The sequence below is a fragment of the Pseudomonas sp. NFXW11 genome (assembly GCF_049887815.1).
Lineage (GTDB): Bacteria > Pseudomonadota > Gammaproteobacteria > Pseudomonadales > Pseudomonadaceae > Aquipseudomonas.
On the sequence record NZ_JAGEKI010000024.1, the window covers coordinates 70,862 to 87,284 of the forward strand.

A 16,423-nucleotide genomic window follows, 5' to 3' on the forward strand; every position below is an offset into this window, starting at 1 on the left:
GCCTGCCGCCGGGCGGCTCAGGGCTGGCGCGCGACCTGATACTCACGCACCTCGCCGTCCGCCAGCAGCGCCTTGATGCTCTGCCCCGGCAACCTCACGCCCTGCACTTCACGGGCTTGGGCATCGAAATTCGCCAGCAGCCGCGAACCGTCGGCAAAGGTGGTCTGCTGCACCTGGCGGTCCGCTGTCAGCCAGCGAAAATCCGTGAGGGCCTGAGTGCCCAATCGCTGATGCAAAGGCCGGAAAAATGCATCCTGGCGGACCATCGGCGGCAGGCGCTGGCGCAGCGTGGCGGCACTCAGGTGATACAGGGGCGGCACGTTGTAGAGCAACTGGGCCAACTCGTTCTCGACCCGCACATTGCTCAATTTGAGGCTGTCGAACAGCCAGTGGTGGCTGGTCACCAGCGACCCGTGGAACACCGCCTGGTACAACGGCACACGTGTCGCCGGCGCGAAATACACGGTGCGGTAAGGCTCCTTGAGCGGCGCGCTCTTGAAGAACACTGCTGGCTGCTCCGGCGGGTACCAGTTGCCCAGGTAGTAGGGCGACTTCACCTCCTTGCTCATCTGCGCATCGCCCCAGCCCATGACCGGGGTCTGCATGCCGTGGGCGAACAGCACGCCGCCGGCCGTCACCCCATTGCCGTCTTCGGAACCGCTGACCAGTTGCTGCTGCTCGGCCATCCAGCGCGAAGCATCCATATTGCCCTCGGCGTTCTGCGCCTGGGTCATCGGCCTTTCGGCGCGGTAGCTGTCGAACAGCATGCCGGTGGCGTAGGCATCGAGGAACCAACTGTTGAACCCGACCCGGGCCTGCACCGCCTTGACCCGGGCCTCCAGCAAGGGCCTGACGCAACGAGGGTCGGTGTAATGCCCGGACTGCTGGAAACCGCTTTTGAGCTGGCCGTTTTCCAGCACGATCGCGCACTCGCGGTTGGCCCGCGAGCCCAGGTGGGCGGTGCTCCAGTCGGGGTTTTCATCGCTGCGCAACGCAGTCTCGTAGGAGTCGTAGGGCGCCACCAGATAACCCGCGGCCACCCCGGCCCGCACCGCTTCGGGGTGCCATAGCCCGCCCTCCCAACCTTCGCCGAGGCCCAGCCACAAACGGCTCAGCCCGGCCGCCTGCAAACGCTCCATGGTCGCCAGCGACAGGCTGCTGCCCCAACGCGCCGGATCGGTGTTCAGGGCCGTGGCGAAGACCTTGGCCATCTGCGTGCGCAGCTCGCCGTAACCCTGGGCCAGGGCTTGCATGTCGGGCTCTTCCGCGCCCTGCCAGCCCAGACGGGCCTGCTGGTTCAGCGCGCTGTTGAGGCCGCGCAGCAGAGTGGTGCGCTGATAAGCATCCAGGTTGGCCGCGGGCACCTTGAGGATCTTCGCGCTGTCCTTGTCCAGGCCGGCCCGCAGCTTCATCGCCAGCGGCTCGTTACCCTGCAAGTCCTGCAGCAACTGCGGCCAGTTGCGCACATCCTCGACCCCCAGCAGGTCGTTGCCCCACAGATAAACATGACTGGCCCCCAGCAACTGGCTGCCTTGCGGCGTGCGCGCCAGCTTGGCCTCCAGGGTCTCGTAGCGCCCGTTGTCGATCAGCCATTGGCGATAGCGCTTGGCGCCCGCCAGCAGGTCGGCGTCCCCCAGGTACAAGGTCATGGTCAGCGGTGCATCGGGTTCCAGGCGGGTGAACTGATGCTGCCCCGTCAGCGCCATGGCCGGCCCTTCGGCGCTCAGGCTCAGGCGGTTGTTATAGGGTCGGGTCAGTAGCCAGCTCAGGGTGAAAGCGCCGTGATCCAGGGTCCACAGCGGCAGGCTCAGGTCCTGGGTACTGTTGACCTCGCCCTGGTCCAGCAGAAACCGTTGCCAGCGCAGGTCCCCCGTCGGTACGTAATGCCCCTCGGCCAAAGGCCAGACAAGGCCCTTGCCCATGGCGCTGGCCGGCTGGCGCAGAAACGTCAGCGAGCCCGGCTCCCGGGCCTGGATGGAGAGCACCAGGTCACGCTGGCGCAGGGTCGCACTAAGGCTCCAGGCGCCATCGTCCCATTGCCAGCTGAGCTGCTGCGGCGTCTGCTGCAGGGCGCTGACCCGGTGTCTGTCCACACCCGCCGAGGCTTGCACGGCCGACTGGCCAGCTGGAGTCACGCGAAGCGCCAGGGTCGCCGGATCGATCTCGACCCGCCACAGCGGGTTTTCCAAGGACGGCTGGGCCAGCACCCAGGGCGACAGCAGCAAGGCGGCGGCAAGCAACAGGCCACGAAGAGGCCGGGCAACGCAGGACATGAGCAATCCCTTCTCGAATGAAGGGCCAGAGTGTAAAGCAAAGCGCAGCCCGCTCGGCCGGCACCCGGGCAAAACCCTGCGCGCAAAGGGCGCAGGGCCCTGCCTCAACCGGCTTCTTTCTTCGGTTCGCGAATCTTGTACCAGGCCACATAGAGCGCCGGGAGGAACAGCAGGGTGAGCAGGGTGGCAACGATGATGCCGCCGATCATGGCGTAGGCCATCGGCCCCCAGAACACTTCCCGGGCAATCGGGATCATCCCCAGGCTGGCCGCCGCGGCGGTCAGCAGGATCGGCCGCTGGCGGTGCTGGGTGGCTTGCAGTACCGCGTCCCAGGGGTGATAGCCCTCACGCTCGTATTCGTCGATCTGGGTCACCAGGATCACCGAGTTGCGGATGATGATGCCGATCAGCGCAAGGATCCCGAGAATCGCCACAAAGCCCATGGGCGTGCCGGTGGGCACCAGGGCCAGGACCACGCCGATCAGCCCGAGGGGCGCCACGCTGACCACCAGGAACAGCTTCTGCACGCTGTGCAGTTGGATCATCAGGAAGGTCGCCATCAGGAACAGCATCAGGGGCACCACCTTGGCGATCGGCCCCTGGGCCTTGCTACTTTCCTCCACGGTGCCGCCGGTGGCCACCGAATAGCCGACCGGCAGGCCGGAGGCGAACTTGTCGATCACAGGTTTCAGCTGCTTGACCAGGTCGGTGGGCTGGATCGCATCGCGCACCGCAGCCTTGATGGTGATGGTGGGCTTGCGGTCGCGGCGCCACACCAGCGGCTGCTCCAGTTCGTAGCGCACGCTGGCAAAGGCCAGCAGCGGAATCGAGGTGCCGCTGGGGGTGACGATCTGCAGGTTCTGCAGGGTTTCCGGTGAACCGCGCTCGCTGTCGACGGCGCGCCCCACCACATTGATCAGGTAGATATCGTCATGCACCTGGGTCACGGTGGAGCCGCTGACGATGCTGTTCATCAACTGCGCCACGTCCTCCGAGGACAGCCCCAGCTGCCGCGCCTTGTCCTGGGCGATGTCGATGCGCAACACTTTGCCCGGCTCGTTCCAGTCGTAGATGATCTCGCCGATATGCGGGTTGTTATCCAGCTCGGTGGCCAGGTCGATGGCGTGCTTGCGCACCTGGTCGATGTCCTTGCCGCTGACCCGGTACTGGATCGGCCGCCCCACCGGCGGGCCCATTTCCAGGGCCTGGACGAAACCGCCGATACCGACGAAATCCTCCCGCAGGCGCTTGCGCAAGCGTTCGGCCAGGGCTGCGCGCTGCTCCAGGCCCTTGCTGACGATCACCAGCTGGGCGTAGTAGGGGTTTTGCAGCTGCTGGTCCAGGGGCAGGTAGAAACGTATCGCCCCCTCGCCGATATAGGTGCTCCAGCGCACGATATCCGGGTCGTCCTTGAGGGTCGCCTCCAGGCGGTCCACGGCTTGGCGGGTCTCGTTGATCGAGGCGTTCTGCGGCAGGTTGAGGTCCACCAGCAATTCCGGCCGGTCCGAGGACGGGAAGAACTGGTTCTGCACCAGGCGCATGCCCAGCACCGAGGCAAAGAACAGCAGCACAGTGATGCCGATGGCCCACCAGCGATTGCGCATGGCCCACAGCAGGCCGCCATTGAAGGCGCGGCCGATGCGCCCCGGCTCCGCGGAGTGGGGTTTGACCTGGGTGCTGAGGATATGGATGCCAATCACCGGGGCAAACAGCACCGCGACCACCCAGGACACCAGCATGGCCACCGCGATCACCGCGAACAGGGTGAAGGTGTACTCCCCGGCGGAGCTGGCGTTGAGGCCGATGGGCACGAAGCCAGCCACGGTCACCAGTGTGCCGGTGAGCATCGGGAAAGCCGTGGAGGTATAGGCGAAGGTCGCCGCCTGCTCCTTGCTCTCGCCCATTTCCAGGCGCGTGACCATCATCTCCACGGTGATCATCGCGTCGTCCACCAGCAGCCCCAGGGCGATGATCAAGGCCCCCAGGGAAATACGCTGCATGGTGATGCCGGTGTACTCCATAAACACGAAGACCATGGCCAGCACCAGCGGAATCGAGCAGGCCACCACCAGCCCGGCGCGCACCCCGAGGCTGACGAAACTCACCACCAGCACAATCACCACCGCCTCGAACAGTGCGCTGGTAAAGCCGCCCACCGCCTCTTGCACCACCTCAGCCTGGTCGGAAACATTGTGCACCCCGACCCCCACCGGCAGGTCGGCGGTCAGTTGCTGCATGCGCGCATGCAGGGCCTTGCCGAAATCCTGGATATTGCCGCCCTTCTTCATGGCGATCGCCAGGCCGATGGCCGGCTGGCCATTGAAGCGAAACAGCGGGGTCGCCGGGTCGACATAACCACGACTGATCTGGGCGATGTCCGCCAGACGATAGAAGCGGTCGTTGAACCGCAGGTTGACCGTGGCCAGGTCCTGCTCCGAGGCGAACTGCCCCGAGGTGCGCACCGAAATCCGCTCCGGCCCGGCCTCGATCACCCCGGCCGGGGTCACCGCATTCTGCGCTTGCAGGCTTTGCAGCACCTGGCGCTGGTCGATGCCCAGGGCCGCCAGTTTGCGGGTGGAGAAATTCAGGTAGATCACCTCGTTCTGCTCGCCGACCATCTCCACCTTGCCCAGGTTCGGCACCTCGCGAATCTCCGCTCGCACCTGCTCCACGTAGTCACGCAGTTGGCGCAGGTTCAGGCCGTCGGCGGTGAAGGCGTAGATCGAGCCGAACACATCGCCGAATTCATCGTTGAACCCCGGCCCCTGCAAACCCTGGGGAAAGTCGCCACGGATATCGTTGATCTTCTTGCGCACCTGGTACCAGATCTGGGGAATGTCCTTGCCGGCGGTGGTGTCCCGCAGGTTGACGAACACCGTGGATTCGCCCGGGCGGGTGTAGCTCTTCACGTAGTCCAGGGAGTCCAGTTCCTCGAGTTTCTTCTCGATGCGGTCGGTGACCTGCTTCAGGGTTTCTTCCTGGGTCGCGCCGGGCCAGCGGGTCTGGATGACCATGGTCTTGATGGTGAAGGACGGGTCTTCCTCGCGCCCCAGGTTCATGTAGGAGAAGACGCCCATCAGCAGCGCGACGAACATCAGGTACCAGACAAAGGACTGATGCTTGATCGCCCATTCGGACAGGTTGAAGCTTCCTTGGCTGGGCGTCATTGGCCGCGGTCCTCGTCGATTTTGACTTTCTGCCCCGGCTTGAGGCTGTTGACCCCGGCACTGACGATGCGCTCGCCGGGTTGCACGCCCTGGCCGATCAGCGCCGAGTCGCCGTCGCGGCCGAGCACCTTGACCTCACGCGGGGCTACCGTCTGGCTCTGCGGATCGATGACCCAGACCCGGGTATGGCCGTCCGCCTGTTGCAGGGCCGACAGCGGCAGCTCGGTACGCGGCGCGATGGCCGAGCTCAGGGTCACGCTGATGGCGGTGCCCAGGCGGAATGTGGGCGGAGTGTCCTTGAGGGTCAGGCGCGCGCGACGGGTACGGGTGGCGCTCTGGGCCTGGGGCTCGATCTCGCGCACCGTGGCCTGGGTGCTGATGCTCGGGTCCAGCTGCGCCGCGACCTTGAACTCCACGTCCGCCGGCAGTTGGTCCACCAGGTTCGCCGGCAGGTCGATCACCGCCTCCTTGATTTCCGGCCGCGCCAGGGTCACCACCTGCTGGCCGGCCTTCACCACCTGCCCGGCCTCGGCGTTCCAGGCGGTGATCACCCCGCCGTGGTCGCTGCGCAGCTGGCTGTAGCCGAGCTGGTCCTGGGCCTGGCGCACCGCGGCCTTGGCCTGGGCCAGGGCGGCGCCGGTGGTTTTCAGGTCGGTCTGAGCCACGTCCAGTTGGGCCTGGGCACCGACGCCACGGTCGAACAATTCTTGCTGGCGCCGGGCATTGGCCTGGGCGTTGATCCACTGCGCCTCGACCTTGGCCAGATCGCCCTGGGCGGCGCGCAACTGGTTCTGCTGGTCGGTGGGATCGAGGGTCGCCAGCAAGGTCCCCGGGCCCACTTCGGCACCGACATCGACATTGCGATTGGCGATGCGCCCCGGCACCCGGAAGCCCAGGTTGGTTTCGTAGCGAGCCTGGATATTGCCGGCAAAGCGCCCCAGGCTTTCCTCGGACTGCGCTGCCACCTGTACCCAGAGCACCGGGCGTATCGGCTCCGGCGCCGGCTCCTGCTTGGAGCAGCCTGCCAGCAGCACGCCGGCCCACAACCACAGCGGCCAATGCTTCATGGTTGCGCTCCCTGATCCTGCCCGGCGATCTCCACCTGCACTCCCGGATGCAGCAACTGACCACCGGCCACCACCACTTTCTCACCGCCTTCGAGGCCCTCGCTGATGATCACCTTGCCGGTCAGGTAACGCCCGACCTTGACGCTGTGCAGCAGCGCCTTGCCGTCCTCGCCCACCAGCCACACCGCCGGTTCGCTGAGGTTCTTGGTCAAGGCCGCCCAGGGCAGCACCACACTGGCCTTGCCATGGGCACGGGCCGTGGCGCTGACCACCGAGCCCAGGTCCATGCCCGAAGGCAAGGCATCGAGCACCACCTTGACCTGCACCGTGCCGCTTTGCGCCGAGACCACCGGGGTCACCTCCCGGACCTTGCCGGTGGTGCTCACCTGGGGGTTGTCCAGCAGGTGGACCTGGATGGTTTCCTGGCCTGGTGGCTGCATCAGCAACGACTCGTAGACATTGAACACCGCATCGCGCTCGCCATCCCGGGCCAGGCTGAAAATCGGCACGGTGGCCTGCACCACCTGGCCCACCTCGGCCTGGCGCGCGGTGATCACCCCCGGCGCCTCGGCCACCAGTTCGGTGTAGCTCAATTGCTCCTTGGCATTGGCCAGTTGCGCCTGGGCCGCGCTCAGGGCGCTCTGGCTGCTGCGCAGGGCGGCCTGGGCCGAATCGTATTCGCTCTGGCTGGTGTAGCCCTTGGGCAGCAGCTTCTGCTGGCGGACGAACGCCGCGCCCGCCTGCTGGACCCGGGCCTGCTCGGCGAACACCGCGGCAGCGGCGGAATCGACGTTGGTCTGCAAGTCCTTGGGGTCGAGCCGGGCCAGCACCTGCTGCGCCGAGACCCGCTGGCCAACATCCACCAGGCGCTGGATGATCTTGCCGCCAACGCGAAACGACAGCTCGGTCTGCACCCGCGCCTGGATATCCCCGGTAAGGGTCACTGAGGGCGCGAAGTCGCTGCTTTGCACGGTCTGGATACGCACTCGCGGGTGCTCCTTGGCGGTGGGCTGTTCCGCCCCGCAACCGCCGAGCAGGGCCAGCACGCCCAGCCCCACTATCCACTTCGAAATGAGACCGACCATGCAGGCTCCTTGTGTGTAATTGTCGTGCCAGTGACGTTACGACTCTGAGCTTAGAACAGGGTTCAAGCCCTGCACGCCGGTCGCATGATCGGCGCCTGCCACTGCACAAATCAGGCACACTGCCCGGCGCACAACAGGAGACCCGCATGCTCAAGACCCTGGCAGTGGCCAACTACCGCTCCATCAACAAACTGGTAATTCCCCTCGGTCGGCTGAACCTGATCACCGGCGCCAACGGCAGCGGCAAATCCAACCTGTATCGCGCCCTGCGCCTGCTGGCGGAAACCGCCCAGGGCGGGGTGGTCAATGCCCTGGCCCGGGAAGGCGGGCTGGACTCGACCTTCTGGGCCGGGCCGGAAAACATCAGCCGACGCATGCGCAATGGCGAGGTGCCGATCGAAGCTGGCGTGCGCTCTTCCAGCAAGCGCCTGCGCCTGGGCTTTGCCGGCGAGGACTTCAGCTACGCCATCGCCCTGGGCTTGCCGGAGCCGAGCCGCTCGGTGTTTTCCCTGGACCCGCAAATCAAGCGCGAGTGCATCTGGTCCGGGCCCTTCTACCGCCCCGCCAGCTTGCTGGTGGATCGCAACGGCCCGCTGATTCGGGTGCGCCAGGGCCGCGGCTGGGATGTGCTCAGCCAGCACGCGCCAAACTTCGACAGCCTGTTCGACCAGGTGGGCAGCCTGCGCGGCTCGCCGGAGGTGCTGCAGATGCGCGAATTCATCCGCCGCTGGCGCTTCTACGATCACTTTCGCAGCGACAGCGAAGCCCCGGTGCGTCAGCCACAGTTGGGCACCCGCACCCCGGTGCTGCACCACGACGGCCGAGACCTGGCGGCGGCCTTGCAGACCATCCGCGAGATCGGCGATCCCGAGGCCTTGCAGGCGGCCATCAGCGACGCGTTTCCCGGGGCGCGACTGGATATCGCCCCGCTGCAGGGCGGACGCTTCGCCATCGAGTTCTATCAGGAAGGATTGCTGCGACCCCTGTCGGCCGCGGAACTGTCCGACGGCACCCTGCGCTACCTGTTGCTGGTAGCGGCCCTGCTGACCCCGCGCCCGCCGAGCCTGATGGTGCTCAACGAACCGGAAACCAGCCTGCACCCGGACCTGTTGCCGGCCCTGGCGCGCTTGATCATTCGTGCATCAGAGGAGTGCCAGGTGTGGGTGGTGTCCCACGCCCGGCGCCTGATCGCGGCCTTGCAGCAAGACCCCGAGTGCAACTGCATCGTGCTGGAGAAGGAGCTGGGCCAGACCGGCATCGTCGGCCAGCGCATGCTCGACGAACCGGCGTGGCACTGGCCTGATTAAGGCCAGGGCCTACAGGACAAGGGGGATCAACCCTGCCATTTGCCGCCTTCGACAATCACGCTGTCGGGGTTGGTGTCGTCGCTCAGTTCCTTGCGCACGTACTGGTCGTAGAGCTTGAGCAGGTACTTCTGCTCGCCCAGGCGGGCCAGCTCGGCGTTCACCCAGTCACGCAGCTCGATATTGCCCTTCTTCACCGCCGGGGCAATCGGTGCCTGCTCGCCCAGGGTCTGCGGCAGCACGCGGTAGCCCGGGTTCTGCTTGGACCAGCTGAACAGAATCAGGTTGTCCTGGGCATAGGCATCGCCACGGCCGTTGGCCAGGGCCTGCAGGGACTCGGTGTTCTTCTCGAACTTCAGCAGTTTCCAGTCCGGGTGGTTGCGGGTCAGCCAGATATCCGCGGTGGTGCCGGTGGTGACGATGGTGGTGCGCGTCGCCAAGTCCTCCAGGCTCTTCACGGCGCTGCCTTCAGGCACCAGGGCCTGCACCGCCACCTTGAGGTTGGGGTTGGTGAACTCCACCGCTTCCTTGCGCTCGGGGGTCACGGTCATGTTGGCCAGGATCAGGTCGACCTTGTCACTTTGCAGGAAGGGAATGCGGCTGGCCGGCTCCACAGCGACGAACTCCACCTTGTTCTCGTCGCCCAGCAGGTCCTTGGCCAATTGCCGGCCGATATCGGTATCGAAGCCCACGTAGCGCCCGGCTTCATCGACGAAACCGAACGGCGGCTTGTCGGTGAACACACCGACGATCAACTTGTCCCGGGCCTTGATCTTGTCCAGGTAGCCGGCTGCCGGCGCGGCGCTGGCAGCGCTCGCCGCAGGCTTGGGTGCTTCAGCGGATTTATCGCAGCCGGCCAACAGGGCCAGACCCAGCAGCGGCAGTAACAACAGGGAAGACTTGGCAGTTTTCATAAGAGCTCCAGTTCCTTTTTAGGGGCTTTCTTGGGCAGTGCTTCAACAAACGAGAACTTCTCCAGGAACTGCTGCGCGCGTGCGCTCTGCGGGTTGCTGAAGAACGCCTCGGGGGTGTTCTGTTCCAGGATGCGGCCGCCGTCCATAAACAGGATGCGATCGGCCACGGCCCGGGCGAAGGCCATTTCATGGGTGACGATCAGCAGGGTCATGCCGTCCCGGGCCAGGTCCTGGATCACTTGCAGCACCTCCTTGACCATCTCCGGGTCCAGCGCCGCAGTGACCTCGTCGAACAGCATCACCTGGGGGTTCATGCACAGCGAACGGACAATCGCGATGCGCTGCTGCTGGCCGCCGGACAGCTGCCGGGGGAAAGCCTGGCGCTTGTCCAGCAGGCCCACCCGCTCCAGCAGCGCCTCGGCCTGGTCCTGGGCTTCGCGGCGCTGGCGCTTCTGCACCTTGAGCGGGCCGAGGAGGATGTTGTCCAGCACGTTCATATGGGGAAACAGGTGATAGCTCTGGAACACCATGCCGACCTGCTGGCGCACCTGGCGCCAGTCGGTGGTCGGCGCCAGCAGCTCGCGCCCGGCAAAGCGCAGATGGCCGCTGTGGGCACTTTCCAGGCCGTTGAGGCAGCGCAGCAGGGTGCTCTTGCCGCAGCCGCTGGGGCCGAGGATAACGATCACTTCCCCCGCAGCCACGCACAGGTCGATGTCCTTGAGCACCTGCTGCGAGCCGAAGAACTTGTTGAAACCCTGGAACTCGATCAATGCACTCATGCTTGCGTCCAGCGCCGCTCCAGCACGCGGGAGGCGGCCGACAGCGGGTAGCAGATAAAGAAGAAAAACAGGAACAGCACGCCGTAGATCAGCACCGACTCGTAGGTGCGCTCGATGATCTGCTGGCCGACCTTGATCACGTCCACCACGCCGATCAGCACCGCCAGCGAGCTGGTCTTGATGATCCGCGTGTAGACGTTGATGGTCGGTGGCGTCATGCGTTTCAGCGCCTGGGGCAGCAACACATAGCCATACAACTGGCTGGCGGACAGACCGATGGACAGCCCCGCCTCGCGCTGGCCCCGAGGCAGGGATTGCAGGGCCCCGCGCACCACCTCGCCCACCTCGCTGGCGCCCCACAGCGACAGCACCAGCACCGCGCAGGTGAAGCTGGGAATGCTGATGCCGAAGAAGATCGGAAAACCGAAGAACAGCAGGTACAGCCAGACCAGCACAGGGATCGCCCGGAACAGCTCCAGGTAGATTCGCAGGGGCAGTTCCAGGGCCCGTCGTTGCAGACTGCGCAGCACACCGTAGAGCACCCCGCCGAGGGTGCTGAAGGCAATGCTCAAGAGGGAAATCGACAAGGTCTGCGCGGCGCCCCGGGCCAGTTGCGGCAGGGACACCAGCAACAGTTCAAGACCCGAACTGGCCATGTTGCAACCTCCTTTCCAGACGGCTGAGCAACAGCGACAGGGGCAGGAACAGCAGCACGCAGATCAGCGTCAGCACCGCGAGCATTTCGTAGGTCTTGTAGTACAGGGCGATGTAGCTCTTGGTGGTGTAGAGGATTTCCGGCACCGCCACCGCCGAGACCACGGTGGTTTCCTTGAGCAGGAAAATGAAATTGGCGAACAGCGACGGCAGGCTGAGGATGCCCGCCTGGGGCAGGATCACATGGCGCAGCAGCTGCCAGCGCGACAGGCCGATGGACAGCCCCGACTCCAGTTGCGCCTGGGGCACGGCATCGACTCCGGCACGCAGCACCTCGGTGAGGTAGGCGCCGCCGAGAAAGGTCATGGTGATGATCGCCGCGGTGAATCCCGACACCTTGATGCCCAGGGCCGGCAACGCGAAGTAGACGAAAAACAGCTGGATCAGCAGCGGCGTGTTGCGCGCCAGCTCCACGTACAGGCCAATCAGCCGCTGTACATAGGGAGTGCGCAGAACCAGCAGCGTGGTGTTGACCAGGGCCACCAGCAAGGAGGTGCCGATGGCGATCAGGCCGACCTGCAGGGTCACCCCCACGGCCTTGAGAAAGGCCGGCAGGGTGCTGAGGATAAACGCGTAGTCGAGGGTCATTGATCATCCTGAACGCCGCTGGGGTACAGCGGCGGTGGTGCAGTCCATGGGGCGATGGGTAACCGCCCGGCTGCCGCGACTTTATAGCTATAAAAAGCAGAATTTAAATACCGTTAAGGCATATTGATATCACCCAAAAACCTAACCCACGGATTTGCCGGGCTGGCGCCGGGCTACTACCTTTTCTGCCGGGTCTGCCGGGTTGTTTCCTGCTCGTGCAGCCACACCGGACGCTGCACCTCTCAAGGACGACCGCCATGGCCGATGCCAAGCCCCCGCAACCGCTGGACCCCCACGAACTGCTGAAATGGCTGACGGCCCTGCGCCGGGCCACCCAACCCGCCAGCCAAAGCGCTGCTGCTTAGGCGTCCGCGAGGGCGGTGCATGCTGCGGCTTTGCTGCGGGCAATAAAAAACGCCGACGCTGCAGTAGCCGTCGGCGTTTAAAACCTTGAAGGGGTTTGTCGCGTCTGAAGCCTAGTTCATCAGAACGCCGGCAGGACCGCGCCGTTGTATTTCTTCTCGATAAAGGCTTTGACCTCGGGGCTGGTCAGGGCCTTGGCCAGCTTCTGGATCGCCGGGCTGTCCTTGTTGTCCGGACGGGCCACCAGGTAGTTCACGTACGGCGAGTCGGAACCTTCGATCAGCAGTGCGTCCTTGGCCGGGTTCAGGCCCGCTTCCAGGGCGTAGTTGGTGTTGATCAGGTCCAGGTCAACCTGGTCCAGAACCCGTGGCAGCATGGCCGACTCCAGTTCCTTGAACTTGAAGTTGTGCGGGTTCTTGGCGATGTCCTTGGGCGTGGCCACAGCGTTCTTCGGGTCCTTGAGCTCGATCAGCCCGGCCTTCTGCAGCAGGATCAGGGCCCGGCCGCTGTTGCTGCCTTCGTTGGGGATGGCGATGGTGGCGCCGTCCTTCAGCTCGGCCAGGCTCTTGACCTTCTTCGAGTAGCCGCCGAAAGGCTCGACGTGCACGCCGATCACGGTTTCCAGGTGAGTGCCCTTGCCTTCGTTGAAGTTCTTCAGGTACGGCAGGGTCTGGAAGTAGTTGGCGTCCAGGCGCTTCTGGTCCACCTGGACGTTGGGTTGCACGTAGTCGGTGAAAACCTTGATTTCCAGATCCACGCCTTCCTTGGCCAGGGTTGGCTTGATCAGCTCGAGGATCTCGGCGTGGGGTACCGGGGTGGCGGCCACCACCAGCTTCTCGCCGGCCTGGGCAATACCTGCGCTCAGGGCTGCCGCCAGTGCGGTGAACAACAGAACTTTTTTCATGCAAGGTCCTTAAGGTGTCGAGATCGACGACGGCTTCAAATGAGGTGTTGGTCAGGGTGCCAGTGAAGTGCCACTGCTGGCGTGAAGCGGACAATACCGAGATTTTTTATTCCCGAACAATATCTTTTATTCACGTTCATATTCCATTTTGTTCATACAGCGGCGCAGCGCTCTAGCCCGCTTTTCCCGCAGGAGCGGGATCGAAATCGTCTTGCGTAGGAGCCGGCCGGGCGGCGTTCCGCTTGCCGGCGAAAGGGCCCGCAAGCCTTGCACCGTTCTTACGGACGCCTTCGCTGGCAAGCCAGCTCCTACGGGACGGTTGGGGCGGGTCAGGGCAGCTGGATGCCTTGCAGCAGTTGCTGCAGGGCATGGCGCTCCGGCGCCGAGCCGATCTCGGTGATCTGCTGCAGCAACTGCTGGATCTGTTCCAGCGGCGAGGGCGTCGGCGGCAGGTTGAGGTGCTCGGGAAGAATCTCGCTGCCGCTGCTGACCAGCAGCGCAAAGTGAATGACGTTCTCCAGCTCCCGGGTATTGCCCGGCCAGCTGTGGCGCTCCAGGGCCTGTTGCGCCGCTTCGCTGATCAACGGCACCGGCAGGTCCAGGCGCTGGCTGTAGATGCCCAGGAAATACTCGGCCAAAGACTCGATATCCCCCACCCGCTCGCGCAGCGCCGGCAACTCCAGCTGGCCTTCGCTGAGGTAGTGGTACAGGCGCTCATGGAACTTGCCCGCCGCCACTGCCTGGGCCAGGTCGATGCTGGTGGCGGCGACCAGGCGCACATCCACCGGGCTGGGTTGCTGGGCGCCGACCCGGGTCACTTCGTGGTTTTCCAGGGCCGCCAGCAGCTTGGTCTGGATCGGCAGCGGCAGGTCGCCGATTTCGTCCAGGTACAGGGTTCCGCCATTGGCCGAACCGAACCAGCCGGCACGGCTGCTGGCCGAACCGCTGAAGCTGCCGGCGGCGTAGCCGAACAATTCGGCATCGGCATAGGTGGGGCTGATGGCCCCGCAGTTGACCGAGACAAACAGCCCGCCGCGATCACTGGCGCGGTGGATATGCCGGGCCAGCAGTTCCTTGCCGGTGCCGGTTTCGCCACGGATCAGCACCGAGAGCGAACGGGGCGCCAGTTGCTCCAGTTCCTCGCGCAGTTGCCGCGAACGCGGGTCGACAAATACCAGCGCCTTGGCGCGGATGCTCAGGGGGCTTTTCTCGGCATCGGGAAAGGTCAGCAGCGGCTGACCGAAAGGGTTGTGAGAACTCATGCTGGACTCCCGCCCCAGGCCGCCTGGGGACGGGGCGTTTAGAAAGGAAAACGATCAGGCACGACGCAGGGCGTGTTGTTCCATGCGGCTCTGCAAACGATAGAGGTAGGCAAAACCCTGCTCCCAGCGCTGGTGGCCGGACTTGACGTTGATATGCCCGGCGCCGGCGAGAATCCCCGCTTCAGCGCCCCAGTCACGTGCCAGTTCCAGGGCCCGGGGGGCGCTGATGGCGCTGTCGTTGTCCGAACTCACCACCTGGCTGGGGAAGGGCAGCAACTGGCGAGGAATGGGCGCGAAATTGCGCAGCACCGGAACGCAGGCCGGACGCTCGACATCCGCCGGCGCCACCAGCAACGCCCCGCGCACCTGGCGCAAGGCGGCTGCCGACGCACCTGCGGCCCAGTGGGCCACGGTGATGCAGCCCAGGCTGTGGGCGATCAAAATCACCGGCGTAGCGTCGCTGGCGATGGCTTCGGCCAGCGCCGCCACCCAGTCTTCGCGGCGCGGCGTCAGCCAGTCGGCCTGCTCCACCCGCGTCCCATTGGGCAGCCTGTGCTGCCAGTGGCTTTGCCAATGATCTTCTGGCGATCCTTGCCAGCCCGGCACAATCAAGTAGCGAATGGATTCGTTGCGCATGGGGAACTCTCCTGCTGCGTGTCTGTTCCCGGACGAGTATAGGGAGGGGATATATATTCGTTAAGGAATAAGAAGCTATTTATTTATTCGTTAAACGAATATAAAAAATCACCTCCCCGATCCTTTTGCCGGCGCGCAAACAATTCGCTGCCAACGAACCATGGGCAAAAAATAAACGACTTTTTCTTGCCCAGGCGGGCTGCCTAGGATGAGCACCACTCACTCATTTGAGGCATGGCTGCCATGAGCATCGGTGAACCCTGGATGTGGGCTGCTTTCCTGGTTTTCGTCGTCGCCGTACTGGCGCTCGATCTGTTCGTGCTCGGTGGGCGCAAGGCCCATCGGGTGTCGGCCCGGGAGGCGCTGGCCTGGGTGATTGCCTGGGCCAGCCTGGCGCTGCTGTTCGCCGGGCTGCTCTGGTGGTACCTGAACGAGACCCAGGGCAGTGCAATCGCCCAGCGCAAAACCCTCGAATTCCTCACCGGTTACCTGATCGAACAGTCGCTGTCGATCGACAACATGTTCGTCTTCGTGATGATCTTCAGCTACTTCGCCGTACCGCCCCCCTTGCAGCGGCGCGTTCTGCTGTATGGCGTGCTCGGCGCCATCGTCATGCGCGCAGCGATGATCTTTGCCGGCGTCTGGTTGATCCAGGAGTTTGCCTGGCTGCTCTACGTGTTCGGTGCCTTGCTGGTGATCACCGGGATCAAGATGCTGATCTTCGCCGAGCACCAGCCCGACCTCGACAACAACCCGCTGCTGCGCTGGATGCGCAACCACCTGCGGGTGACCCCGGAGTTTCACGGCGAGCGCTTTTTTGTCATCCGCAACGGCCTGCGTTGGGCGACGCCGATGTTCCTGGTGCTGGTGCTGATCGAGGCCAGCGACCTGATTTTCGCGGTCGACAGCATTCCAGCGATTTTCGCCGTGACCACCGACCCGTTCATCGTGTTCACCTCCAACATCTTCGCCATCATGGGCCTGCGCGCCCTGTACTTCCTGCTCGCCGACATGGCCGAGCGCTTCCACTTGCTCAAGTACGGGCTGGCCCTGGTGCTGGTATTCATCGGCAGCAAGATGCTCGCCGCGCCCTGGTTGCACATGCCGGTGCACTGGTCGCTGGCCATAGTCGGCGGCATCATCCTCAGCGCGGTGATCCTCAGCCTGGCACTGACCCGGGGCGGCAGCGGCAGCACGCAACAACCCTGAAGCCCGAGGCACTGGCAAGGCAAAGATGCCGGGCAAAAAAAAGGTTCTTCACGGAATCCCGGGAAACTCAGAAACAAAAACGCCGATTTGATAGATGATGTTCGTGCGAGCAAACAGATCTAAAAAACCGGCGTTCTTATGCGTGATATTAATACTTT

General features: G+C 64.5%; 13 protein-coding genes. 2 read left to right on the forward strand and 11 right to left on the reverse strand.

Annotated features, from left to right (window positions below; genetic code table 11):
- Window positions 1-17: 17 nt before the first annotated feature.
- From J4P02_RS27925 to J4P02_RS27940, 4 genes are all read right to left on the reverse strand, one after another.
- Window positions 18-2,273, reverse strand: coding sequence for a glycoside hydrolase (locus J4P02_RS27925; protein ID WP_426196489.1), 2,256 nt, complete (start codon window positions 2,271-2,273; stop codon window positions 18-20).
- Window positions 2,274-2,377: 104 nt separating this feature from the next.
- Window positions 2,378-5,440 (reverse strand): efflux RND transporter permease subunit, encoded by a 3,063-nt coding sequence (locus J4P02_RS27930; RefSeq protein WP_426196491.1) that lies wholly within the window; start codon window positions 5,438-5,440, stop codon window positions 2,378-2,380.
- Complete coding sequence (locus tag J4P02_RS27935) at window positions 5,437-6,507, reverse strand: efflux RND transporter periplasmic adaptor subunit (RefSeq protein WP_426196493.1); 1,071 nt, start codon at window positions 6,505-6,507, stop codon at window positions 5,437-5,439. Before J4P02_RS27935 ends, J4P02_RS27930 begins: the two co-directional genes overlap by 4 nt.
- Window positions 6,504-7,592 (reverse strand): efflux RND transporter periplasmic adaptor subunit, encoded by a 1,089-nt coding sequence (locus J4P02_RS27940; RefSeq protein WP_426196495.1) that lies wholly within the window; start codon window positions 7,590-7,592, stop codon window positions 6,504-6,506. The genes J4P02_RS27935 and J4P02_RS27940 overlap by 4 nt, the downstream gene beginning before the upstream one ends.
- Before the next feature lie 146 nt (window positions 7,593-7,738).
- Between J4P02_RS27940 and J4P02_RS27945 the strand changes: the two genes are divergently transcribed.
- Window positions 7,739-8,899, forward strand: coding sequence for an AAA family ATPase (locus tag J4P02_RS27945; protein WP_426196497.1), 1,161 nt, complete (start codon window positions 7,739-7,741; stop codon window positions 8,897-8,899).
- A gap of 26 nt (window positions 8,900-8,925) precedes the next feature.
- Here the strand turns inward: J4P02_RS27945 and J4P02_RS27950 are convergent, their stop codons facing one another.
- The 7 genes from J4P02_RS27950 to J4P02_RS27980 form a co-directional block, all read right to left on the reverse strand.
- Complete coding sequence (locus J4P02_RS27950; protein WP_426196499.1) at window positions 8,926-9,810, reverse strand: transporter substrate-binding domain-containing protein; 885 nt, start codon at window positions 9,808-9,810, stop codon at window positions 8,926-8,928.
- Window positions 9,807-10,589, reverse strand: coding sequence for an amino acid ABC transporter ATP-binding protein (locus J4P02_RS27955; protein ID WP_426196501.1), 783 nt, complete (start codon window positions 10,587-10,589; stop codon window positions 9,807-9,809). Before J4P02_RS27955 ends, J4P02_RS27950 begins: the two co-directional genes overlap by 4 nt.
- Window positions 10,586-11,245: an amino acid ABC transporter permease gene (locus J4P02_RS27960; protein WP_426196503.1), complete on the reverse strand. Its 660-nt coding sequence runs from the start codon at window positions 11,243-11,245 to the stop codon at window positions 10,586-10,588. Before J4P02_RS27960 ends, J4P02_RS27955 begins: the two co-directional genes overlap by 4 nt.
- A complete protein-coding gene (locus tag J4P02_RS27965) occupies window positions 11,226-11,891 on the reverse strand; it encodes an amino acid ABC transporter permease (protein ID WP_426196505.1) in 666 nt (221 codons plus the stop codon). The genes J4P02_RS27960 and J4P02_RS27965 overlap by 20 nt, the downstream gene beginning before the upstream one ends.
- Window positions 11,892-12,375: 484 nt before the next feature.
- Entirely contained in the window at window positions 12,376-13,158 is a 783-nt protein-coding gene (locus tag J4P02_RS27970; RefSeq protein ID WP_426196508.1) for a MetQ/NlpA family ABC transporter substrate-binding protein, read from the reverse strand.
- Window positions 13,159-13,487: 329 nt separating this feature from the next.
- The gene (locus J4P02_RS27975; RefSeq protein WP_426196510.1) at window positions 13,488-14,420 is read right to left on the reverse strand and encodes a sigma 54-interacting transcriptional regulator; all 933 of its coding nucleotides are present in this window, start codon (window positions 14,418-14,420) and stop codon (window positions 13,488-13,490) included.
- A gap of 54 nt (window positions 14,421-14,474) precedes the next feature.
- On the reverse strand, window positions 14,475-15,056 hold the full coding sequence (locus tag J4P02_RS27980; protein WP_426196512.1) for an alpha/beta hydrolase: 582 nt from the start codon (window positions 15,054-15,056) through the stop codon (window positions 14,475-14,477).
- Between the two features lie 234 nt (window positions 15,057-15,290).
- Here J4P02_RS27980 and J4P02_RS27985 point away from each other — a divergent pair, with 234 nt between their 5' ends.
- A complete protein-coding gene (locus J4P02_RS27985; protein ID WP_426196514.1) occupies window positions 15,291-16,265 on the forward strand; it encodes a TerC family protein in 975 nt (324 codons plus the stop codon).
- Window positions 16,266-16,423 lie beyond the last annotated feature (158 nt).